Raw genomic sequence first — 19784 nt, forward strand, 5'->3', positions numbered from 1 at the left:
TCCTCACATGAAATCGGTGCTGCCAAGGAAGACCTGGCCACGGCGCTCGCAGCAGGCGTATGGGCGCCACAGCGCCCAGGCGTAGTCGCCCTGCGTGGCCTGCACATGTACGTTGCTGTTGGGGAAGACCGCGCAGGTGGTCGAAAGCGTCGGCGTCAGCTCCTGCCACTTGCCGGTCGATGCGTCGCTCTCGGTCAGCGCACCGGCCGGCCAGTAGCCGTCGTGCGCGCTGGCCAGCAGCGGCTGGTAAACGTGGATCTGACCGCTGCGCGTCACCACGTCGCCGGCACGCTGCGCGACGACGGCGCCGCTCTTGTAGTCGTCGGTCTGGTGCAGGAGCCCGCCGCGCGGATAGACGTTGCCCCACAGGTTCATCGTCAGGCGGCCGCCGATCTCCCGCATGCCGGGGATCAAGGCCTCGGGATAGACCGCCTCGGGCACGTCATAGCGCCAGGCCACCGTATCGAGCGTGCTCAACAGATACGGCATGAAGGCAGTGCCGGCGCCGGTGCAGGTGTAGCCGAACTGGCTGGCATAGCGGCTGAAGACCGTCGCTGCCGGATGGCCGATCACGTCCGCATTCTTGAACTTGGCGAGGTTGTTCTCGCGGTCCTGGTTGGTCGTGCCGTCGCCCCCTGCCTGAGCGGTCGGGTTGGGCAGGCTCATGAGCCGCATTTCGATCCAGGGGTTCTCGCCGGTGTTCGAGTAGCTCGACACCACCGCGTCCGGAATGTAGTGCCGCACCTTGACCGACGTGCGTACCGTGCAACCGCCCCACGAGCAGAACAGCCAGTAGCAGATGCCGACGACGCGGTACTCCAGGCAATCCGGCGACAGCGCCGAGGTGATGATGGTCGCGGTGTTCAGCGCAAGCGCCGAACCGGCGACGCACAGCATCAGGGAGGCGATGACGGAGCGCAGACGGCGGGAGCGTGCAAGCAGTCGTGCGCTCATGGCCGCGCACTCCGGTAGGCGTTGATACTGGCGACCGCGTGCGCGACGTCAGGATCGCCGTAGATAACGAAGCGGCGATCCACTACCACAGCGGGAATCGTGGCGATCCCCAGCCCCCAGGCGTCGGCGACACCCTGGTAGGCCGCAGCGAGTTGCTGCTGCAAACCGGCGCTGCCTTGGGCGAGACGTTGCCGGACGATGGCTTCGGCCTGCGCGGGATCAGCCGGAAGCTGCGCGCCGAGCGAGGCTTCCAGGCCGGTCGGCGCATCGAGCAGTACCACGCGGGCACCGCCCGCGTTGCTCACCGGATGCTGGGCGTCGGTGAAGGCGATGACGTCGGCGGCCTGCGCGGACGAGAACAGCAGTGCGGCGAACATGGCGAGCACGCCGCGGCTCACGCCGGTCCGGCGAAACGATGGAATGGATGGGCTCGGAATCATCGTGGCACACGGCAGAAAAAGGACATGCACAAGTCAATCGCAGGTCCGCTCGGCTCACTAGCAAGAAACCGAACAGCGGGCGTGCCGCATTCAAGGCCGGGATGGCGCTGTATCCGCCTGGCCGTCGCTGGCGATCATGTCGATGGCCGATAACAAGGCATCGCCTTCGACAGGACCGGGCAGCACGATGGCCTTGCCGGACTGGCGATCGCGTACTTGCAGGGTCGGCGTGGCCTGGATGCCGAGCTTGGCGGCCTCGGCGGATTGAGCCCGGATAGCCGCGTCGGGACGGTTGCTGCCGAGACAGCGTTGCACGTCAGGCGAGAGGTCGGGATACGGCACGCCGGGCGGTAGCCCCTGTCCATCGCCACGGGTGTGCGTGTAGATCCACGTCACCGCTTCCCAGAAGGCAGCATGTCCGCCGGTCTCGCCCGCGCACTCCGCGATCCGCGCCTCGGCGGTAGCCGCCGGATCGTGCATCGCCAGCGGCAGGTGGTGCCACTGCCAGTTCACCTCGGGATGGGCGTCGATCCAGCCCTTGAGCACCGGGAAGTAGGCCCGGCAATACGGACACTCCAGGTCGGCGAACTCGACCACCGTGAAGCGGGCGTCGGCGCGCCCATAGATCCAGGGCGGCCCTGCCGGAGCCTTGGGTGGTGTCTCGCTCGGGGCGTCGGGCGATGCAGCGGTGATTGAAGTTGCCTCGCTCGGTGCCGTGCGATGACATGCCCACCAGCCGGCAGCACCCAGCAACACAGCCACCGCCAGGCCGACCAGAAGCCGTGGGGAGCGTGACAAGAACGGGAGCTTGCGCATGGTTTCCTCCCTTCAGGCCAACGCATCGAGCGGGAGCGAGGCGATACCGCGCGCGTGGTCGATCTTCTCGGCCACTTTGAACGCCGCATCAAGTTCGCTGATGCCGTACTGCTGCATCAATTGATACCGTTCGGCCTTCTCCTCGGGTTCGGTCATCGCCATGGCGAGGTAGAGGCTGGGCGGGACGGCACGAAACAGCACTTCCATGCTCTTGGAGAGGATGACGCCCTCGCTGAACTTGCCGGCCTCCTTGCGTGCCGACAGCATCAGCGCTTTCTGCGAAGGGTTCAGCTCGCGGAAGCGCGCGATCTTCTCGACTTCATCGGGTGGCATGGACAGGCAGATCCACCACTCGATCATGTTGAGCATCGGCTCGGCCGCCATCGGCAGGTCGTCCAGGTTCTGCGTCGCCAGCCAGAACCACGCGCCGAGTTTGCGCCACATTTTCGTAATTTTGACCACGTAGGGCGCGAGCAACGGGTTCTTGGTGATGATGTGGCCTTCGTCGGTGACGTTGATGATCGGCCTCCCAAGGAACTGGTCGCGCTCGGCGATGTTGTTCACCGTGTTGATGAGGCTGATGTAGGCGATCGAAAGCTGTGCGTTGTAGCCCTCGCGCGCAAAGGTGGCGAGGTCCACCACGGTAACGTCGGCTTCGGGCCAGGGCGTGCCAGGCCGGTCGAACATCTCGCCGTCGACGCCCTGGCAAAACAGGTTCATGGCGTCGGCCATTTCGAGTAGCCGGGTGCGCCGCATTTCGGGGAGCGTTGCGTCGCCGCCGCGCTCGCGCAGCGCGTCGCGCACGTCTCGCGTGAGCACCGGGCGCTGGTCTGCCACGCAGCGCTGCGCCGCGTCCAGGATGCACTGGCGAATCAGGCTACGGTCGGCGCGCGTCATGCGCGCTTCTTCCTTGTCCTCGCCGCCGGTAATCATCAGCCGCGCGGTGATCTCCAGTTCACCGAGCACGTCGCGCTGCTCGTCACCCTCGGTCGCGGCATTGGCATCCGGCGCTTCGTCCAGCGCATCGGCATCGAGCGTCTGCACCTGGCTCGGCGTGGCCACCAGCCGCCACGCATCGGCGAACGGCGCGAGGCTCACCCCAGAGCCGGGCGAGAGCTTGACCCGATGCACCGACAGTCCGAGCCGCGCGGCGAAATCCCCGAACAGTCCGAACGAGTTGCCGGCCTCGACGATGAAAAGGCGTGGCCGGTAGATCGCCGTGATCTGGTTCAGGATGTTGTTGAGCGTGGCGCTCTTGCCCGAGCCGGTCGGCCCGAACAGGAACAGGTGCGCGTTCATCTGTCGGTCCAGGCGATTGAGCGGGTCGAAGGTGATCGGCCCACCGCCGCGGTTGAAGAACGTGATGCCTGGATGCCCTGTACCCATGCTGCGGCCCCAGACCGGCGCGAGGTTCGCCGCGTGCTGCGCGAACATGAGCTGCGTGTACCACTGTCGCTTGTCGGCGGACGGGTCGAACACGGCGGGCAACCAGCGCAGGTAGCTGTTGAGCGGTGCAACTTCGTCTTCCTCACGTACCGGCTGCACGCCCGCGTTGAGCATCACGTTGACCAGTTGCAGGCCGCGCGCGTCGAGTTCGTCCAGGTCGCGCCCGCGCAGGTAGAACGCGACCGCGCCGCGGTACAGCTTGTGGGCGCTGCCGATCAGGCTGCGCGCCTGTTGTACGTCCTGACGGGTCTGTTCGGAGGCGAGCGTTTCGCCGACCGACTTCTTGCTCAGGTGGTTCAGATGAGCTTCGAGCACGTCCTGCGGCGTGGCGACGAGCGTGAGGCACAGCACCGTGTCCTCGGGCATCTGGTCCATCAGCGCATTGAGCGCGTCACCCTTGCGCGTTTCGCCGGTCAGGTGGCCAGTCGCCGGTGGCGTGCGCAGCCGGTCCATAGAGATGATCCGGTGCGGCATACCGTCGAACATCCACGTGCCGTTCGCCAGGTCGGAGCGCGGCTGGCCGAAGAACAGTCGCTGCGCGAAGTCCGTGCCGCTCGCCAGCTCGATCTCGCCCTCATCGTGCTCGTCCGGGTAGCGGGTGAGCGCGTAGAAGCGTTCCCGGTCCTCCGGCGTGTCGCCGAGCATCGTCGGCGCCGGGTTGAACCAGCGCAGCAGCCAGGCATGGATGGCCGCCGCGTCAAGCCGCCGAGTCTTCACCCCGGCGTTTGCCAGACCGCCGGTAAGCCGGTCGCAGATGGTGGTGAGCGCCTGTTCGGGCGTCTGGCCGCGACGCGCATTGGCGACCGTGGGCGTGCGCCGGTAGACCACCATGCGGACGCGCCGGACCTGTCCGCGCCAAGGCAGGCGCGTGACGGTCGTATCCTCGAAGAGGCCGCCCGGCGTGGCGATCGCGCGCAGGTGGTGCGCGAAGAACCGGAGATAGAACGCGCTGAAAGCGCTGTCTTGCGAACGGGGGCGCACGTAGTCTTGCAGCACCCCCATGTAATCGTCGAAATCCGGCTCATCCTGGGCGTAGAACTGCACCACCCACGGATGCTCGTCGAGTTCGTCGAACGAATCCTGCAAGGCGTTCTCCACCGCATCGCGAGCGTGCCACAGCCAGCCCATCTCGCGGCCTTCGGTGCCGATCGGCAGCAGCTCGAAAAAAGCGGCGACGGATTGCCCGTCGTCCAGCAACATGCTCTTCGAGCCAGGCAGGTATTCGGCCCAGGGCAGCAGATCGACGAATGATGGCGAAACGTCGTAGAGCGCCTCGACGTCGGCCTGGGTCGCCGGCTTGCGTTTGCCACGATGCAAGGCTTCGCCCGGCGCGGGAATCCCATGGGCGTTCAGCGTGGCAACGTGCCGCTCCCACGCATCGGGCTCGCCAGCATCGGTTGGGACAGGCGAGATGGCTTTGCGCGGCCACGGCAGCGACCAGGCCATCTCAGTAGTCCTCCAGTCGTTCGCCCGGCATCGCGTACTGCACGCGCTGGTACAGGGGAAAGACGGTCGTGTAGCCGGGCACCGGCACCGGGTCCGTGCCCGCAAGGTGCGGGAACACGTACATCATGAGGTCGGGGTTCGGCAGCCTGTGGAACTGGCGATAGATTTCGTTGGATGCGCTGCGGGTGTACGTCGCATTGACGGCAGGTGCGTTCTGCACGTCAGCGGCGGTTAGCGGACGACGCAGTTCCTGGCGTGCGTCGAGCAGTTGGCGCGCGGCCTGGCCGCCGCCCGCGCTGCCGCCGGTCTCCTGGTTCCAGACATCAAGCATCGTGTTGTCGCCGTGCGGTAGCAGCTTTTCCTTGCTGGTCGCGCAGCCGCCGAGCGCGACGAGGATTGCAGCGGCCAGCAGGCCGCCCGCGGCGTCAGTCCAGATCCGGCGCATGAGCTTCTCCGATGCGGTGGTTGACCCGGCGGCCCTTGGCGTCGTAGTCGATGTTGAGCGGATGGTCGAGATGCACGGCGACCTTGGCGCCGGGCTGCACGTAGATCGCAGCGAAGGCTTGGCCGTAGAGCTTGTTGACCCACTGGCTCATCTCCTGCACGCCACCGGCGAGAATGCGACCCATCGCCTCGTTGCCCGAGATGCCGACGGTGCCGAGCGAGCCGTTGCTGTTGCTGATGTAGGAGACGTTGCCGCTGTCCGACTTGATGAGCGAGGCCGCACCCGCGCCGGCTGCGGTGATGAGCGCCTGCGAGCCGAGGTACTGCACGGCGTTGCTGCGCCGCTCGCCGGCTACGCATGGGATGCCGTAGGGGTCGCTGATCCAGCCGAGACCGCCTTGGATCGTGCTGTTGTTGCCGTTCTGGCCGCTGGTGTTGCTGGTGTTGCCGTTGGCGTTGCCCGAGTCCTCCGGCACGGTGCGGATCGTGCCGTCCTGGAAGACGAACGTGACCGAACGAATTTGCCCGCGCACGCACGAAAGCGTCCAGTCGCCCGAGGCGGTGCCACTGACCACGGCACCGGCCACGTCGGGAATGTCGATGCCGTTGGCCGTGAGGTTGTCCGGGCCGATCAGCACCTTGAACGGATACGGGTCGTTGACCGTGCCATCGATCGGCACGCGGCCGATCAGCGCGGTCATGGCGATCGAACCCATCAACGTGGCGTTCGTCGGTACGGTGTAGACCGCCTTCGCCGACGCGCCAGCCGGCTTCTCCCCGGCGTCGGCGACCGCCGTGGCCGTGGTAGACGACGTGTTTTGCGCAAGGCCGAAGCTGGTCGGGAAACTCGGCCCTTTGCCGTTGCTGGCGCTGCTGCTGTTCTTGGCGTCGGGCTTGGTGTCGTCGGGCTCCACCCAGCGCGTGCCGCCAGTGCCAGCACCGAAATTCTTGCCGTCACCGTCCTGAAGCCCAAGGCCTACCGGCAGATCGGCCTGATTACCTTTGCCGCTCAGTCCGTCCAGGCGCTTTTGCAAGTCCTGCAACAGGCCCTGCGTCTGCTGGCGGTCACTGGCGACCTGATCGCGGTCCTGCTGCAAGCGGCCGCGTTCGCCGTCGAGCGCGGCCTGGATGCGCTGGTCAACGGTGCTTTCGCGGGCGCGTAGTCGGTCGTTCTCGGTCTTGGCGTTCTTGTTGTCGTTGAGCGAGGTCTGCAACTCGTTGCGCAGTTGCTTGACCTGCGCGACCAGCGTGGCAACGGTATCGCGCGGCGTGTCGCCCTCGATGCCGAGCGCCTTCATCTCCTCCGGCGTGAGCTGGCTGGCCGCCGTCTGCGACGCGGGCTTGCTGCCGGAACTGCTGGAGAAGAGCTTGATGCCGATGAGCACGACGGCCAGCGCCATCGGGATCATCAGCCATTTGAGCAGGCCGTTACTTTTCATCGCGGCCTCCTTCGGCCTGGCCGGCCGCTGCGGCGGGCGGCAGGTTCACCGCGGGGTCGATGGGCGCAACCGCGGGCAGCAGCGACTCGGCCAGGCCGTGGCCACGGGTAACGAGATAGACCACGGTGGTATCGGTTGACTGTCCCGCCGGCCCCAAGGTCGGGTGCTGGAACGTCGCCGCCACGACGTCGCCTTGGAGCGCGCGCGGGTCGAGATCGAGCCAGCGATCAGCGGTATTGGTGAGCTGCACCGCCGTCACCCACTGGTCTTCGAGCCGCCAGGCACCGAGCGCACGCGCCCGCACGGGCAGCGTCGGCAGCAAGGCGTCCAGCGCAAGGCCGCGGCGCAGGTTTGCCCGGGTGATGCCGGCGACCGGCTCCACCGTGCGCAGCGGTGCGTAGAGGTTCTGCGCGGCGTAGCGCGTCAGCACGACGGGAATGGGCGTCTCGCGCGCGGCTGCTGGCCTGCCAGGCGAGGCGGCAGCTTCGTCGGCATCGCTTGCCGGGGGGGCGGCCTTGCTTCCATACCGCGTGCCGGTAGCGGCTTCTTCCACGATGCGTGCCGGCTCCAGCGGGGCCTGCCCGTCCTTCGGCGGGGTGGCGGCAATATCGATCAGGATCAGCGCGCCGGATTCCACGTCCTGCAACTGCAACCGGGTCGGCGCGATCGCATCGCTCGCGCGCAGGTAGATAGCGCCGCCTGCGCTCTGCACGCGCAGGCGGTCGGCGATGTCCGGCGGCACGCCGACACGCACGTTGCGGTCGATGAACACCACGCGCTCCTGGCCGACGACGAGCGGCACGGCCAGCGGCATGCGCGCCCAATGCAGGATTTCGACCGCATGGCCGGTGGAGGCGAGCCCCAGGCTCAAGGCGAAGCCGGCCAGGGCCGACAGGACAAGACGCTTCATGGGGTATCTCCCTGCGGATGATCTGCCGTGTTGGCGGGCGCGGTACTCGATGCGCTGATCGGCCCGCTGATGGGCGTGCTGGTCGGGGTTGGTGCCGGTGCAGCTTCAATGCGCTGCGGCGTGCCCGCGTAGCAGTCGAGCGCCAGGCCAAACGGGTTGTGTTCCGGGTCAACGTCCATGCGCACAACCTTCAGCGGGTAGCGCACGAGCGCGCGCTTGACCTGATCGCCGCCGTAGTACTCGTCAGCCGTCACGTCGAGGGTGACGATCCAGTCGCTGTTGGAAACGACCTTGACGCGCGTGTTCGGATCGTCGCCGTAGCCCCGGCCCGGAATCTCGTAAATACCGCGAACCCGCTGACGCAGCTCGCCGTTGCTGCGCCGGTATTCGTAGTCCTGTTGCAGGAAGGCTTGGCAACCGGGCGTGAGGTAGGCCGACAGCGCGCGCAGGTTGCGCGGGTAGTCCGCCTCGCCATCCGTGGGCCAGCGCTGAAGCTGCTGCCAGATGTAGAAGCTGAAGGCGTACACGCTTTCGGGCGGTACGTCCCACCAGCGGCGCGTGCTGCCCGAGCGCAAGTCAGGCGGAACGTGGATGGTGAGATTCTTCGGGGCGCTCCACCAGCCGAACGCGAGCAGCAGCGTCACCACGAACAGCGCACCAGCCGCGAGCCGCAGCGTCTTGACGTGCGCCTGCAGGTGCGTGATCTCGTTGCGGAAGCGGCTCATGCGGCACTCCGGGAAGCAGGAGGTGGGCTGGCCTGGCGCCGGGTGGTCCAGATGCCCGAACGGGTGATGAGGGAGCGTCCGCGCAGCAGCGCGGCCAATGCCGGGTGGTGCAAGGCCAGCCACCACTGAAGCTGCCGGTAGAGCCAGGTGTCAGGCCTGCCTCGTTTCTGCCGCCGCAGGAAGCCGCCGCCGGCAAAGACACCCATCGCGATGCCGACGACGATCAGCGTCGGCACCATGGCGATGCTGCGGGTGATCCAGGCGAGCGGCAGGCCGAGTGTCAGCCCCGCCGCGGCCGACAAGCCGGCGCAGATCCACAACTCGTCGGCGGTCAGCCCACGCACGACCACCGGCTGACGATTCAGCCGGTGCGGCAGAAACGTGACGAGCCCGTCTTGCAGGTTCTCGGACGCGGCGGCCATGAGTCGCTGCCCTTACAGAACGCCGGTGGCCTTGGTCAGCAGCCAGATGCCGACCACGAGCAGGATGGCGCCTACGGCCACGGTCAGGCCGAACTGGCCCCAGGTGGCGCGGCCGGTATGGATTTCCGAGTAGCGCGTGTAAGCGTGGTAGCAGACGCCGATGAACATCGAGGCGACCACTAGCAGCGCGATCAGCATCACGATGTCGTAGCCGTAATTCTGGAGCGTCTGGATGATGCCGCTGCCTTCTCCGCGCGATGGATCTTCCATGGTCGGCAGACCGGCGGGAAACGCCGACAGCGGCATGGCGGCGAAGATCAGCGGGATGAACGGCGCGACGACGCGCGCGGCGGTGCGACGGGAGAGGAGATGGTTGCGCATGGCAGTACGGCCTTTCGGTGCTCAGGACAGGAGGAAGAAGGTCAGCACCACGTACATCGCGAGGAAGCGCACGATGACCCCGAGGAACTGACGTTGGGAGATGCGTTGTTCGGCCCAGCCGACGTAGGCAGTCCGCATCGCCCACACGCCCCAAAGGAGGAGCACGGCGAATACGATGCTGAGCACGACACTGGAGACGGCCGTGGGAGTGAAGCCGCCGTTGGCCTGGAAGGCGGCGGTCTGGTCGGCAGAGGGCGTCATGGCTTCGATGCCCCCTTGCCGTCGTGGGAGTCGGTGTCGCTGCGCACGTAGTCGCCGGCGAGAGACACGGGGGCGCGTGGTTGGGCACGCTGGGGGACGAGATAGTCCTGCACGCCCGCGCGGACGCGCTTCACGTCGTCGCGCAGGCGGGCATAGTCGAAGTGGTAGCGGGTACGCTCCTGGGGCGAGACGTCGGCCGCGTGTTCGGCCAGGCGGTCGAGCAGTTCGAGCTGGCGCGAGAGCGCGGCCAGTTGTTCACGCTCGGTCGCGTCGTCCGCGGCAATCGCGGGTTGAAGTCCCGAAGCAACGAGCAGCATCGCGACGAAGGCGTGTCGCCAGGTCGGTGCGTAGCTGGAAAGGGATGCCATCGTGCCGTGCTCCGGGAATACGGATGGCACGATGCTGAGGCGCAGCGCGGATGCGCGCCGCAAACAATCGGGACTGGATCGATACCGCTTTGAACTACAGGTATTTCTTGAAGGTCGCCGCGGCGACATCCGTGGCAATTCCCAGCAGCGCCGCGCTCGGCAACAGGACCAGCAGCGGATGCACGCTGATCGGCAGCGCCAGGTACGTTACCCATGGCAACACGGCCAGCGGCATCAGGCTCGCCTTGGCGCGGTGGTAGATGAAGCCGGATTCCCGGCCCGCGCCGAAGCGGCGAACGTCCCGGCGCACGAGACCGTCCACGAATCCGACAAACGCCGCGAGCAGAAACAGCGGCAGCGTCAGCACCAGCACGAAGAACCGCACCAGGAAGGTCAGCACCGTGTAGGCCGAGGCGATCAGGTACGCCTCCACATGCACGTAGACCAGTGCCATGTAGTAGCGGAAGTCATGCGCCTGGTTGCGCGTGCCGGCACTGGCCTGTGCCGAAGCGTCGCGTATCCATTCGAGCAGCCCGCTTTTCACGAACAGCCAGTCGTAGGCGTGCTCGACCAGCGCACGCGCGGTGCGTCCCGGCTCCTGAACCAGTGCGCTGCGCGTGAAGTTGACCGAGAACTGATCCAGCTCGTGACTGAGCATTGCCTGGGCGTGATGCCAGCCTTCCTGCGGCCAGAAGAAGTGCATGCCGACGCACTCGATCACGATGCACAGCAGCAGCGAACCGCACAGCACGCCGAATAGACGGAATGGCAGTGTGACGAGGCTGGCGACGGCCCCCTGTTGTTGCTGCTGCGCGCGCTGTGCGGCGACGGCCGGGTCGCTCACGATCCGGCCTCGTCATCGGCGGTCGCCAACTGCTTGAAATCGTCCAGCAGATCGTCGGGCAGCGCGCTTTCCTGCAAGCCTGGCAACCCCTGGTTTTCCCACCAGTCGCCGGCCTCGACGTAGTGCTGTCGCATGTAACCGGCCAGCTCCTGCAAATTTTTGGGCATGATCTCATCGGGATCGGGTGCCGGCAGCGGCATGCGGACTTTCCAGAGGTTGCCGCCCTCGACCAGTGCGAAGCATTGCCCCTTGGGCAAGGCGACGACGTGCGCCGGCTCGATCAGCGGCACGCTGGTGCTGCTGATGCGGTCCTGGGTGTTCGAGGTGAACGCCGTGTTTCCACGCGGGTCGGAACTGTCGGTCGCTCCACTGACCAGCGCGGTTGCATACACCTCGACGTTCGGCAACTGGCGTGTGAGCAGTTCGGCGGTGACGGTCTCGCGCACGCGCAGCATGAACAGATTGTTGAAGTTGCCGACCACCTGGCCGGCCTTGGCGCGGTTGCCGATCCGTGCCTCGATGTCGGAAAGCGTCTGCGTGTAGGCCGTGACCTGCACTCCCGCGCCGCCGCCCTTGTTGACCATGGGGATGAACTCGTCGCCCATGAGTTCGTTGAACTCGTCGGCATGCACGTTGATCGGCACCTTCACGCCCGATCCGGCACCGGGCAAACCGTCGTCGATGCCGAACTTGTAGATGTGCCCGGCTACCGAGACCAGATCCGCGAACATCGAATTGCCGACCGCCGAGGCCACCTCGGCGTCGGACAGTGCATCCAGTCCGACATAGACCACCGCGCGTTTGCGGATGATCTGCATCCAGTCGAAGATGGGGCGCGGGTCGTTCAGGTCTGAGTAGTCCGGCGCGAGCAGTTGCGCGATCTTGCCGGTGGTGAGCTTTTCCAGGAGCGGCAGCAGCGACGCGACGATCTTGTCGAAGTAGGTGCGGTCGTAGCGAACGGCGCTGCGCAGACCATCGAGCACCGGGTCATAGACGCGCACCTGCGACAGGTATTGCTCCAGTGCCACCACGCGCTTCTCGCGCCCGATCATGTTGCGCGGGATGTTCTTCTCGTTGAGCCGGCCCTCAAGCTGGACGATGATTTCCCACGCTTTCGGTTCGGTTTTGGCAAAGAAGTGCTGGGCATACTCGATGAACAGCGCGTCGATGTTGATGACGTGGCGCTGGATCAGCAGGTAGTCCGGGCGTTGCCCCAGCTCGACCAGCGCACGCGCGATGATGTTGACGAACCTCCACGCAAATTCGCGGAAAGCGGCGCTGTTGCCTTCGCCGGAAAGCTGGCCGGCGATGCGCGTTGCGACCTCGCTAATGCGGCCGAACCGGCCCACGGCGTTGTAGCGTGCCGAGACATCCGGCCAGCCCAGGTGAAAAATGTAGAACTCGCCCTCGCGCCCAGCGCGCTTGGCTTCCACGTACATGCGTTTCAGGAGATCGGCGTCGCCCTTCGGGTCGAAGACGATGACCACCTCGTGCTCGCCAGCGGCGTTCTTGCGGCGGATGTCCTGGGTGATGAACAGTTCCGCCAGGCGCGTCTTGCCCACGCGGGTCGTGCCGAGTACCAGGCTATGGCCGACGCGCTCGCCCAGCGGCAGCGTGACGTCGACCTCGTGCGGCTCGATGCCGTGTAACCGTGGCAGGCCGCCGACCGGCGGCAACGGCCGTGCGGGATTCAGCGGGCTGTCCCAGGTCAACGCCTTGGCGAGTTTGGAAAGCGGGAACGGCGCGAACTCCAGCCGTTCCTCCAGCCGGCGCGCGACCCGGTAGATCGTGGTTGGCTCGACGTAGCGCCGGAATTCGGGCCGGTAGGTTTGCATCAACCGATGCGTGTGCCGCTGGTCCCAGCGGAAGCCGCGCCCGACGAATAACCGCTGCTGGCTGACCGGCACGTCGCGGCTGGTCATCACGTAGCGCGGCAGACGGCGGATGTTGCGGCGATAGCGCAGGATGCCCCAGGCATCCCGCAGCCGGATCACGCCGAAAGCCAGGAAGGCCAAGGCGCTGCCTAGGCCCAGCAACGGACTCAGCGCGAGCGACCACGGTGCCGCCACGCACAGAAGCGCGGCGCCCGTGCAAACGGCAACGGTGTATAGCTCCACCGCTGGCCGCAGCAATACCTCGATGGCATGGGGCTGGGCCATGGTGAACGCCTCACGTCAGGGCTCGATGCCGGTGGCAGTGATCAGCACCGGGTAGTGGCGGATGCCAAGCCGCCCGGCGAGGTCGTCCCCCGACACCGGGGACAGCATCAAGCCCGGTGCCAGGTGTCGCAGCGATGCCAGCGCCTCGGCCGACGCCACGTTGACCACTAGCCCCACGGCTTGAATGTCGTGCAGCGCGGTTTGCCGCTGCCGCAGCCAGGCGCGCGAGCGATCGTCGTCGCCGACCAGGAACAGCGGCGTCAGGCCCGGCGCGCGAATCACGCGACGCGGTTCGTCGCCCGGAGAGAGACGTGCCGAGCGCACCGGCAGCATGGCCGCCTCAGCGTCGGCTGGGCTGCCAATGCGGGGGCTTGGTGTCGTCGGTGCGGCGGCCGCTGCATCCTGGGGATTGAGCGCCTGGTAGTACGGCAGCGCAGAAACCCCGCCGTGGTCTTCGACCACAACGAGCGGGGTGGTGACGCTCTGCGCGTGAGTGATCGATGCGGCGTGCAGCCCGAGGGCCAAGGCGAAAGCGATACGGTTCATGGTGTCGTGCTCACGGAAGGAAGGGAGCCGCCGGGGCCAAGCACGCGCGTCAGGTGCCGATGGACGCTGCGCCGGTAGCGGGCCGCCGCTTCGCCGCCGGCAGGACGGTGGTAGCGGCCGATGGCGAGCAGCCAGTCCTCGCCTGGCAGGTGCTGCTCGCGCAGGATGTCGGCGGCGATCGCCAGGTTCCGGTATGGGTCGAGCAGCTCGCAAGGAACGGAGTAGCGATGGGCCTGGTAGCCGAGATTGACCTGTCCCAGGCCGGCATCGATGCGGCTGGCGGGTGCGCGGGCCAGGGCGCGGCGCAGGCCCGCGCAGGCTTCGGCACGGGTGGCGTAGCGTTCGCTCTGGCCGGCGACGTTGAGCGTCCACGGCCAGGGGACCAGCCGGCCGCGCAGCTTCGTACCGCTCTCCTGCAAGGCGACTGCGAACAGCACCGGCGACGGTACGCCGGCCTGCTGCGCGGCGATCTGGTAGGCGGGCGGCGGAAGTTCCTGTGCCTGCGCGGCCAACGCCGGGATGCCGGCACCTAGCAGCCACGCTATGCCGAGGGTGGCGCGTGCCCGGCTGGACCGCCTCCTTATTGGCGCTGCCATTGCCCGTTCACCTCGCGCACCACGGCGGGCAATTCGCCGGGCAGACCCAGCGAGAGCCAGCGGCCGCTATCGTGGTTGAGCGTGATCGTGCGGGCGCGCACGCGGGCCGGGTCGATGCCGGCCTGGGTCGCCCACTGGCGGATGCGGGTGTCGTCCCCGCGACTGCCTACCATGTAGAGGTCGAACGGCGTGCCGGCGGCCTGGAGTTGCCGCACGCGCTGCTCGCAGGGCGTACAGTCGGCCTTGATGAACACCGCCATCCGCCCGGAACCTGTATTGCCGACGTTCGGCGCCTGGGTGCCGGGCAGGCTCACGCGCGGCTGGCCGGGAAAGAGCCGCCGCCAGGCCGCGTCGTAGGCGCGCTGGTAAGCCAGCGTCTTGTCCACGCGCCGAGCCTCGGCCTGCACCTGCAACTCCGCGTAGCGGTTGCGCTCCTCGACGTTGCGCGCCTCGATGCCGAGAGCGGTCAACGGGTCGAGGTTGGGCGAATAGACGCCGAGCGGTCCCTGCATCAACTGGCGGTAGCGCGCCCACTCCTCGGCGCGCAGACCCCAATCGCGCGCCTGGCGCTCGTCGAGCGCCTCGTCCGTGCTGGCCTGCGCCTGGCTGAGGTTCGTGCGGGAGGTCGCCGTCGGAGCCGACTGCGCGCTGGCAGGTAAGGACGCCACGCCCAAGGCCCAGGCAAGGCAGGCGGCGATGGCAGGCTGTCGCATCATGGCCGTCCTACGGCAGCGCCACGCGCTGCGACTGGCCGTTGACAAGGAACAGCGCGGCGTGTGCTTCGATGGATTGGAGTTGCCAGCCGCCATCGCTGTCGCCTTCGCGCAGCAGCCGGACGTTCGCCAGCGAGTTCGTGGCCGGTGCCGCGATCGACAGGAAACGCTCGCCGCCACGCAGTTCCAGGCCGACGACACGGAACGGCGGTGTCGGCACCTTGGGCTTGACTGCCACCGGCACACGCGGGCGAAGCGTGGCGGGCGTCGCCGAACGGAGTTCCTGCTGGTGGGTTTCGACGGCGCCGACGCGGTCCTGCAACGCTTGCAGGTCGCTCGCGTGGGCGGCATCGGCTTGCGCCTGTTCGAGGCTGGTAAGGCGCGTTTCCAGCGCCTGCCGTGCGGCGGCGACCTCGGCCTGGCTTGCCAGCTTGGGTTGGCGCTTGCCGGCTTCGGCCTGCTGGGCCAGTTCCGCGACCTGTTCGGCGAGCGCCTTGATCTGCGTTTCCTGCGTGTCGCGGCGGGCCTGCTCGGTGAGGCGGGAGAGTCCGACGCTGTTGACGACGGCGATCAGGCTGATGAGCAGCAGCCAGATTCCCGCGGCAATCTTGAACCAGTGTGTGCGGCGACCTGCTTCGGGGGCTTGGGGAAAGGTCATGGCAGCGCCTCCCAGGGTTGAAGTGCATCGACGGAATCGCTCTCGGATTCAGCAGGAGCGACGGCGGGTGTGGTCGTGGCCGGTGGCGGCGTGGCGCGGCGGTTGAAGCACACCTGCCGGGTGGCGTCGTCGATCGACAGATCCCAGGCGTCGGAGCCGGCGAGCGTCAGCAAGGCATCACGCAGCGACAATGGCCCGAGATGCAGATGCGCGGCCGGTAACGGCAAGGCGAAGAGCGTGCCGGCATCCGGGGTATCGCAGAGCCGATAGCCGGAGCGCAGGAGCACATAGCGCAGCGCGTCGCCCACGGTTGCGTCGAAGGCGGACGGAATGGAAATGTCCACCACTTGCTGCATCAGGTCGCGCTGCGCCTGGTCGGGAACCAGCTCGACCAGGGTGTAACGACCGTAACGGACCACCGGGACGAACTCGGCTGAAAGTGCCGGTGCGACAGCGGCTGGCGGTTCGGGCGGCGCCGGTGGCGGGGGCGTCGTCGCACAACCACTGGCCAACAACGACCACAGCAGGCCGAGGGGCCCCAGGAGCGGCCCACGGCCGGAATGGCGAAACAATGGATGGGAGGGGCACATGGCTCGGCGTCCTGAAACATCGAGCCCTCACCATCGCCGCGGCGGCTTCGCGCAGCAGCAAACAAAGCGCACCGCGCACCGTCCGATTTGCTGGCAGTACCTTCCTCAAAGAAAAGCCCCGAGCTCGGGCCTGTGAAAGTGGATTTCGTACGCTTCGTCGTCCATGTCCATGCCCATGCGCTCGCGCATTTCGGCGGCGAACGCCTCGGGGTCCATCAGGCCATAACGTGCCAGCCGCAGGGGAATGTCTTCAAGGTTGAGGTCCCCGTCGTCGATGCGCTGTCGCAGGAAATCCGCGATCTCGGCTTCGAGCTTCAGGCGAGTGTTGATGGCTTCGGAGGGTTGGGTGTTGGTCTTCATGAATATCTCCTTGGGATGAAAAGAAACGCAGCCACGTCCACGGAGACCGTGGGCGTGGCTGCAAGGTGGGAACAACGGAAAGCCGGCGGCGCGAGGCCGGCGTTGGCGTGGGGATCAGGCGGCGACCAGTTGCCGGGCCAGTGCGACCTCGACGGAATCACCGTCCTGGTTGAGCACATCCAGGCCCGATTCGGGCACGTCGCCCGATGTGGACTGCGAGACCATGATCTTCTTGGCCATCAGTTCCAGGCAGGTCATCTGCGAGGAACCGGCGTAGCCGAGGTAGATCACGCGCACCGGCTGTTTCTGTCCGATGCGCCAGGAGCGGCGTGCCGCCTGCTGGAGCGAGTACACGTTGTAGCCCGACTGCATGAAAACGATCGTCGGGAAGTCCAACAGGTCCAATCCCGTCTTGACCAGCTCGGGGTTGGTGATGAGCACGTCGATGCCACGATCCAGTTGCTCGGCGATCCAGTCCTCGCGGCGGCTGGCGTCCACGCTTGCGCGCAGCACCGCCACCCGAAAACCTTCCTGCTCCAGCAGCATCTTCAGGCGCGACGTGGTGTCGCGCGTGCCGGTATAGACCGTGTAGGCCAGGACCTTGCGGCCATGCGCCTTCTCTTCCTTGCAAATGTCGATCAGCTCGCGCTCTTTCGGCGTCACCTCGAACTCGTTGAACTGAGCCGGGATGAACGCCAAGGTGTTGCGCGTGCGCGGATGCACCACGGTCTCCGACCGGAAGCAGCAGTCCGGCCAGGCCAGCAGCACGTTGAGCACCACACCCAGCAGCGTCGTATCGCGTCGCGCCAGAGCCTGTTTCAGCTCCGCGGTCAGCCGACCCGCCAGATCGCGGTAGGCAGCGGCTTGCGCCGTATCCATCGCGACTTCACGGAACTCTTCGTCATACGGCGGCAGGACATTGCCACCGATGTCTCGGAGCTTGAGGAAGATCGTGAACGGCAGGATGCAGCGCAGTACGCCCTTGGGGCCGAAGCCCGGGGCCTTGACCGTGCGCACCGATACCTTGGTGCCCTTGGCCGTCTTGTGCGCCGTGCCGGTGCTCTCGGAATAGATGTCCTTCAAGACGCCGTGATCGCGCATGAACGCCATCGCGGCCGAAGTCATGCTCCCGCTCGTGGTCGGGCGGTAGCCGTCTTCGATCATCCGTCCTGGCAGTGCCCGGAACAGTAGGTAGAACAGGTCGTCCCCATAGCCGCCCATCAGCGTGCCGGTCAGCAGCAAGGTCTTGCGAGCCTTCGCCGCCAGCACGCCCATGGCCTGGCCCTGGGCGCTGCCACCGTTCTTGTACTCATGCGCCTCGTCTGCGATGCACAAGTCGAACGTGCCTTGCGGCAGGTAGCGTTTGATGAACTCGGACGGCTGATAGCCGCCCTCGCCAAACCCAAACTCCATGTTGGCCATCGCACGCTCCATGCGCGTGGCTTGACGGTCGGAAAACACCAGGTCGCCGTTGCTGTCCATGAGGTTGATGAACTCATGAATGTTGTCGCCCAGCATCGACGCCAGGAACCCGTCGCCGAACTTCTGCATCAGCTTCTGCGCGGTGACTTCCCCGATGGTCGGTATGCGCTTGAGGGCTTTCAGCACGGTCGAGGACTGGTCGCTGCCGGACAGGCTGCGCGGGCGGATCAGCGTCCACAGGGGCGCGGCGCAATGGCTGCACTTCCTGCGGTATTCCTCGGCTTGGAGCGCGACCGGGTTGACCGGCTCCCCATCGAGGTCGGTGATGACCGTGCCGCAGTCCGGGCACGCCGCCACGTTGCCGTGACGGGTACGCCGCTGGGTGGAGACGGGCTTCCAATGGAACCCCATCCGCATCCGCACGCGGCCCAGGACAAAGAACTCCTGGCCCGTGGACTGGACGTTCAACTGTTCGCGCAGCTTGATGAGCTTGACGAGCGTGTCCGGCCCGTTGAGCACCCACACCTTGGCGCCCGCCACCGTCTCCTGGATCTCGCGCCGCCACTTGTAAACAAGGTGCGGCGGCGAAAGAACCAGGGTGCGGCGGTAGCCTTCGGCGTTGAGCACAGCGGCCGTGGCGATGCCGACGGTCGTCTTGCCGCAGCCCATTTCGCCATTGACGATCGCGGCGCGTTCGCCACGATCGATCAGCAGCTCGGCGGCGGCGTGGACGACTTCGGCCTGGGCCGGGAACAGCTTGCGCTTGAGGCTGGCGACGACGAGTTGCCGGTGCGCCTGCGGCTGGCCGTTATAGACCGGCGGATTTGCGCTATTGAGGGCGTCGAGCAGTTCGTCGCCGAACTCGCCGACGAAATCCTGAAGGCTCAGGGTCAGAGGGGAAGATTCCGCATCGAGCAGTTCGCCCTGTACGGGCGCCGCTTCAGCGGCAGTGGTTTCGAGATCGAGGGACATGGTGATGCTCCAATGAAAAATGGGGCATGCATCACCCCCAGCGGGGCAATGGCATGCCCCGCAGTGGGAAGGAAATCGGCGCTTGGCCGAGGTGGTCGAAGTTGCCGGCCGTGGCGGCCTGCTGGTGAATCGTGCTCAGTCTTCGGACGGCAGCACGATGACGGTGGCGCTGCGCTGCGCATCGGTGACGATGCGGATGGCCAGCCCCGGATGGATCACGTAGCGGGATTCCAGCGATGCACCGGATTGCAGTGCAGTGCTGTTGGCCTGCCATTGCTGGATGTTGACGTCGCCCCAGTCGCCACGGGTGTGGCGCCTGAAGTACGGGATCGGGTCGAGGCGACCCGTGCGGATCAGGCGATCGATGCCCCTGCTGAAGATGAGCGCACCGATGGGAAACGCCAGCCTGTGGCAGTAGGTTTCAATGCGATGTGATGCCATGGGCTCCTCCTTGATGAGTCATTGAGCCACTTCACCCCTGGCGGAGTGAAGTGGCTCCGGCAGGTGGATGAAGACGACGATGGTGCTGTCAGATCATGTCCCGTTCTTCGGGAAGCTGGATCACCGTGGTCTGGTGGTCCTCGCTGGTTTTGACGATCAACACCAGTTCGGGCGTGATCCTGAAGTGGGAGATCATCGGATCGTCCGCACCGATTGCGACATCGTTGGCTTGACGGGTGGCCTCATCGGTCTCGCCCCAGTCACCGCGCACATGGCGCTGGACAAGAGCCAAGGGGTCGATCAGGCCTTTGCGGGCCAGCCAATGCACCTTCTCGCTCAACTGCAACGTACCTGGTGCGAACAACGGTTGCTTCTGCGGCGCGGGCCGCTTGAACAGGCTTGAGAACATGGGTGTTTCTCCTTCGATGTGG

General features: G+C 66.5%; 23 protein-coding genes. All 23 read right to left on the reverse strand.

Going from position 1 to position 19784, the window contains the following annotated elements; all coding sequences use genetic code 11:
• Positions 1-3: 3 nt before the first annotated feature.
• The 23 genes from ACRER8_RS11175 to ACRER8_RS11285 all read right to left on the reverse strand — a co-directional run bounded on the left by ACRER8_RS11175 (position 4) and on the right by ACRER8_RS11285 (position 19762).
• Positions 4-954: a TIGR03756 family integrating conjugative element protein gene (locus ACRER8_RS11175; protein WP_016253254.1), complete on the reverse strand. Its 951-nt coding sequence runs from the start codon at positions 952-954 to the stop codon at positions 4-6.
• Positions 951-1391, reverse strand: coding sequence for a TIGR03757 family integrating conjugative element protein (locus ACRER8_RS11180; protein ID WP_425595012.1), 441 nt, complete (start codon positions 1389-1391; stop codon positions 951-953). The genes ACRER8_RS11175 and ACRER8_RS11180 overlap by 4 nt, the downstream gene beginning before the upstream one ends.
• Before the next feature lie 93 nt (positions 1392-1484).
• Positions 1485-2210: a thioredoxin domain-containing protein gene (locus tag ACRER8_RS11185; protein ID WP_016253256.1), complete on the reverse strand. Its 726-nt coding sequence runs from the start codon at positions 2208-2210 to the stop codon at positions 1485-1487.
• Between the two features lie 12 nt (positions 2211-2222).
• Positions 2223-5102 (reverse strand): conjugative transfer ATPase, encoded by a 2880-nt coding sequence (locus ACRER8_RS11190; RefSeq protein ID WP_016253257.1) that lies wholly within the window; start codon positions 5100-5102, stop codon positions 2223-2225.
• 1 nt (position 5103) lies between these two features.
• Positions 5104-5547 carry a TIGR03751 family conjugal transfer lipoprotein gene (locus tag ACRER8_RS11195; protein WP_016253258.1) on the reverse strand — a complete coding sequence of 148 codons (444 nt, stop codon included), beginning with the start codon at positions 5545-5547 and terminating at the stop codon, positions 5104-5106.
• A complete protein-coding gene (locus ACRER8_RS11200) occupies positions 5528-6985 on the reverse strand; it encodes a TIGR03752 family integrating conjugative element protein (RefSeq protein WP_016253259.1) in 1458 nt (485 codons plus the stop codon). Before ACRER8_RS11200 ends, ACRER8_RS11195 begins: the two co-directional genes overlap by 20 nt.
• Positions 6975-7895: a TIGR03749 family integrating conjugative element protein gene (locus ACRER8_RS11205; protein ID WP_016253260.1), complete on the reverse strand. Its 921-nt coding sequence runs from the start codon at positions 7893-7895 to the stop codon at positions 6975-6977. The genes ACRER8_RS11200 and ACRER8_RS11205 overlap by 11 nt, the downstream gene beginning before the upstream one ends.
• Positions 7892-8620: a PFL_4703 family integrating conjugative element protein gene (locus ACRER8_RS11210; protein ID WP_016253261.1), complete on the reverse strand. Its 729-nt coding sequence runs from the start codon at positions 8618-8620 to the stop codon at positions 7892-7894. Before ACRER8_RS11210 ends, ACRER8_RS11205 begins: the two co-directional genes overlap by 4 nt.
• Positions 8617-9042: a TIGR03750 family conjugal transfer protein gene (locus ACRER8_RS11215; protein WP_016253262.1), complete on the reverse strand. Its 426-nt coding sequence runs from the start codon at positions 9040-9042 to the stop codon at positions 8617-8619. The genes ACRER8_RS11210 and ACRER8_RS11215 overlap by 4 nt, the downstream gene beginning before the upstream one ends.
• A gap of 12 nt (positions 9043-9054) precedes the next feature.
• Positions 9055-9423, reverse strand: a complete 369-nt coding sequence (locus ACRER8_RS11220) for a TIGR03745 family integrating conjugative element membrane protein (RefSeq protein WP_016253263.1) — start codon at positions 9421-9423, stop codon at positions 9055-9057.
• A 21-nt stretch (positions 9424-9444) separates the two neighbouring features.
• Positions 9445-9684, reverse strand: a complete 240-nt coding sequence (locus tag ACRER8_RS11225; protein WP_016253264.1) for a TIGR03758 family integrating conjugative element protein — start codon at positions 9682-9684, stop codon at positions 9445-9447.
• Positions 9681-10001 (reverse strand): RAQPRD family integrative conjugative element protein, encoded by a 321-nt coding sequence (locus ACRER8_RS11230; RefSeq protein WP_223719926.1) that lies wholly within the window; start codon positions 9999-10001, stop codon positions 9681-9683. The genes ACRER8_RS11225 and ACRER8_RS11230 overlap by 4 nt, the downstream gene beginning before the upstream one ends.
• Before the next feature lie 145 nt (positions 10002-10146).
• Positions 10147-10896: a TIGR03747 family integrating conjugative element membrane protein gene (locus tag ACRER8_RS11235; protein WP_016253266.1), complete on the reverse strand. Its 750-nt coding sequence runs from the start codon at positions 10894-10896 to the stop codon at positions 10147-10149.
• The gene (gene traD, locus ACRER8_RS11240; RefSeq protein ID WP_431746373.1) at positions 10893-13055 is read right to left on the reverse strand and encodes a type IV conjugative transfer system coupling protein TraD; all 2163 of its coding nucleotides are present in this window, start codon (positions 13053-13055) and stop codon (positions 10893-10895) included. The genes ACRER8_RS11235 and traD overlap by 4 nt, the downstream gene beginning before the upstream one ends.
• A 15-nt stretch (positions 13056-13070) precedes the next feature.
• Positions 13071-13601 (reverse strand): integrating conjugative element protein, encoded by a 531-nt coding sequence (locus ACRER8_RS11245; protein ID WP_016253268.1) that lies wholly within the window; start codon positions 13599-13601, stop codon positions 13071-13073.
• Positions 13598-14197 carry a hypothetical protein gene (locus tag ACRER8_RS11250; protein WP_016253269.1) on the reverse strand — a complete coding sequence of 200 codons (600 nt, stop codon included), beginning with the start codon at positions 14195-14197 and terminating at the stop codon, positions 13598-13600. Before ACRER8_RS11250 ends, ACRER8_RS11245 begins: the two co-directional genes overlap by 4 nt.
• Positions 14182-14910 carry a TIGR03759 family integrating conjugative element protein gene (locus ACRER8_RS11255; protein WP_425595013.1) on the reverse strand — a complete coding sequence of 243 codons (729 nt, stop codon included), beginning with the start codon at positions 14908-14910 and terminating at the stop codon, positions 14182-14184. Before ACRER8_RS11255 ends, ACRER8_RS11250 begins: the two co-directional genes overlap by 16 nt.
• A 10-nt stretch (positions 14911-14920) precedes the next feature.
• Complete coding sequence (locus tag ACRER8_RS11260; protein WP_016253271.1) at positions 14921-15568, reverse strand: hypothetical protein; 648 nt, start codon at positions 15566-15568, stop codon at positions 14921-14923.
• Entirely contained in the window at positions 15565-16158 is a 594-nt protein-coding gene (locus ACRER8_RS11265) for a PilL N-terminal domain-containing protein (protein WP_016253272.1), read from the reverse strand. The genes ACRER8_RS11260 and ACRER8_RS11265 overlap by 4 nt, the downstream gene beginning before the upstream one ends.
• Before the next feature lie 105 nt (positions 16159-16263).
• Positions 16264-16518 carry a hypothetical protein gene (locus ACRER8_RS11270; RefSeq protein WP_016253273.1) on the reverse strand — a complete coding sequence of 85 codons (255 nt, stop codon included), beginning with the start codon at positions 16516-16518 and terminating at the stop codon, positions 16264-16266.
• 114 nt (positions 16519-16632) lie between these two features.
• The gene (locus ACRER8_RS11275) at positions 16633-18912 is read right to left on the reverse strand and encodes a helicase-related protein (protein ID WP_016253274.1); all 2280 of its coding nucleotides are present in this window, start codon (positions 18910-18912) and stop codon (positions 16633-16635) included.
• 135 nt (positions 18913-19047) lie between these two features.
• Positions 19048-19353: a hypothetical protein gene (locus tag ACRER8_RS11280; RefSeq protein WP_016253275.1), complete on the reverse strand. Its 306-nt coding sequence runs from the start codon at positions 19351-19353 to the stop codon at positions 19048-19050.
• Positions 19354-19441: 88 nt separating this feature from the next.
• Entirely contained in the window at positions 19442-19762 is a 321-nt protein-coding gene (locus ACRER8_RS11285; protein ID WP_016253276.1) for a hypothetical protein, read from the reverse strand.
• Positions 19763-19784 lie beyond the last annotated feature (22 nt).

The organism is Pseudomonas sp. (assembly GCF_050739935.1).
In the GTDB taxonomy this organism is placed as follows: Bacteria; Pseudomonadota; Gammaproteobacteria; order Pseudomonadales; family Pseudomonadaceae; genus Aquipseudomonas.

Coding starts and splice junctions, on each gene's coding strand:
- ACRER8_RS11175 (WP_016253254.1), bottom strand. CDS start 954: ATGAGCGCACGACTGCTTGCACGCTCCCGCCGTCTGCGCTCCGTCATC.
- ACRER8_RS11185 (WP_016253256.1), bottom strand. CDS start 2,210: ATGCGCAAGCTCCCGTTCTTGTCACGCTCCCCACGGCTTCTGGTCGGC.
- ACRER8_RS11190 (WP_016253257.1), bottom strand. CDS start 5,102: ATGGCCTGGTCGCTGCCGTGGCCGCGCAAAGCCATCTCGCCTGTCCCA.
- ACRER8_RS11195 (WP_016253258.1), bottom strand. CDS start 5,547: ATGCGCCGGATCTGGACTGACGCCGCGGGCGGCCTGCTGGCCGCTGCA.
- ACRER8_RS11200 (WP_016253259.1), bottom strand. CDS start 6,985: ATGAAAAGTAACGGCCTGCTCAAATGGCTGATGATCCCGATGGCGCTG.
- ACRER8_RS11205 (WP_016253260.1), bottom strand. CDS start 7,895: ATGAAGCGTCTTGTCCTGTCGGCCCTGGCCGGCTTCGCCTTGAGCCTG.
- ACRER8_RS11210 (WP_016253261.1), bottom strand. CDS start 8,620: ATGAGCCGCTTCCGCAACGAGATCACGCACCTGCAGGCGCACGTCAAG.
- ACRER8_RS11215 (WP_016253262.1), bottom strand. CDS start 9,042: ATGGCCGCCGCGTCCGAGAACCTGCAAGACGGGCTCGTCACGTTTCTG.
- ACRER8_RS11220 (WP_016253263.1), bottom strand. CDS start 9,423: ATGCGCAACCATCTCCTCTCCCGTCGCACCGCCGCGCGCGTCGTCGCG.
- ACRER8_RS11225 (WP_016253264.1), bottom strand. CDS start 9,684: ATGACGCCCTCTGCCGACCAGACCGCCGCCTTCCAGGCCAACGGCGGC.
- ACRER8_RS11230 (WP_223719926.1), bottom strand. CDS start 10,001: ATGCTGCTCGTTGCTTCGGGACTTCAACCCGCGATTGCCGCGGACGAC.
- traD (WP_431746373.1), bottom strand. CDS start 13,055: ATGGCCCAGCCCCATGCCATCGAGGTATTGCTGCGGCCAGCGGTGGAG.
- ACRER8_RS11245 (WP_016253268.1), bottom strand. CDS start 13,601: ATGAACCGTATCGCTTTCGCCTTGGCCCTCGGGCTGCACGCCGCATCG.
- ACRER8_RS11250 (WP_016253269.1), bottom strand. CDS start 14,197: ATGGCAGCGCCAATAAGGAGGCGGTCCAGCCGGGCACGCGCCACCCTC.
- ACRER8_RS11255 (WP_425595013.1), bottom strand. CDS start 14,910: ATGCGACAGCCTGCCATCGCCGCCTGCCTTGCCTGGGCCTTGGGCGTG.
- ACRER8_RS11260 (WP_016253271.1), bottom strand. CDS start 15,568: ATGACCTTTCCCCAAGCCCCCGAAGCAGGTCGCCGCACACACTGGTTC.
- ACRER8_RS11265 (WP_016253272.1), bottom strand. CDS start 16,158: ATGTGCCCCTCCCATCCATTGTTTCGCCATTCCGGCCGTGGGCCGCTC.
- ACRER8_RS11270 (WP_016253273.1), bottom strand. CDS start 16,518: ATGAAGACCAACACCCAACCCTCCGAAGCCATCAACACTCGCCTGAAG.
- ACRER8_RS11275 (WP_016253274.1), bottom strand. CDS start 18,912: ATGTCCCTCGATCTCGAAACCACTGCCGCTGAAGCGGCGCCCGTACAG.
- ACRER8_RS11280 (WP_016253275.1), bottom strand. CDS start 19,353: ATGGCATCACATCGCATTGAAACCTACTGCCACAGGCTGGCGTTTCCC.
- ACRER8_RS11285 (WP_016253276.1), bottom strand. CDS start 19,762: ATGTTCTCAAGCCTGTTCAAGCGGCCCGCGCCGCAGAAGCAACCGTTG.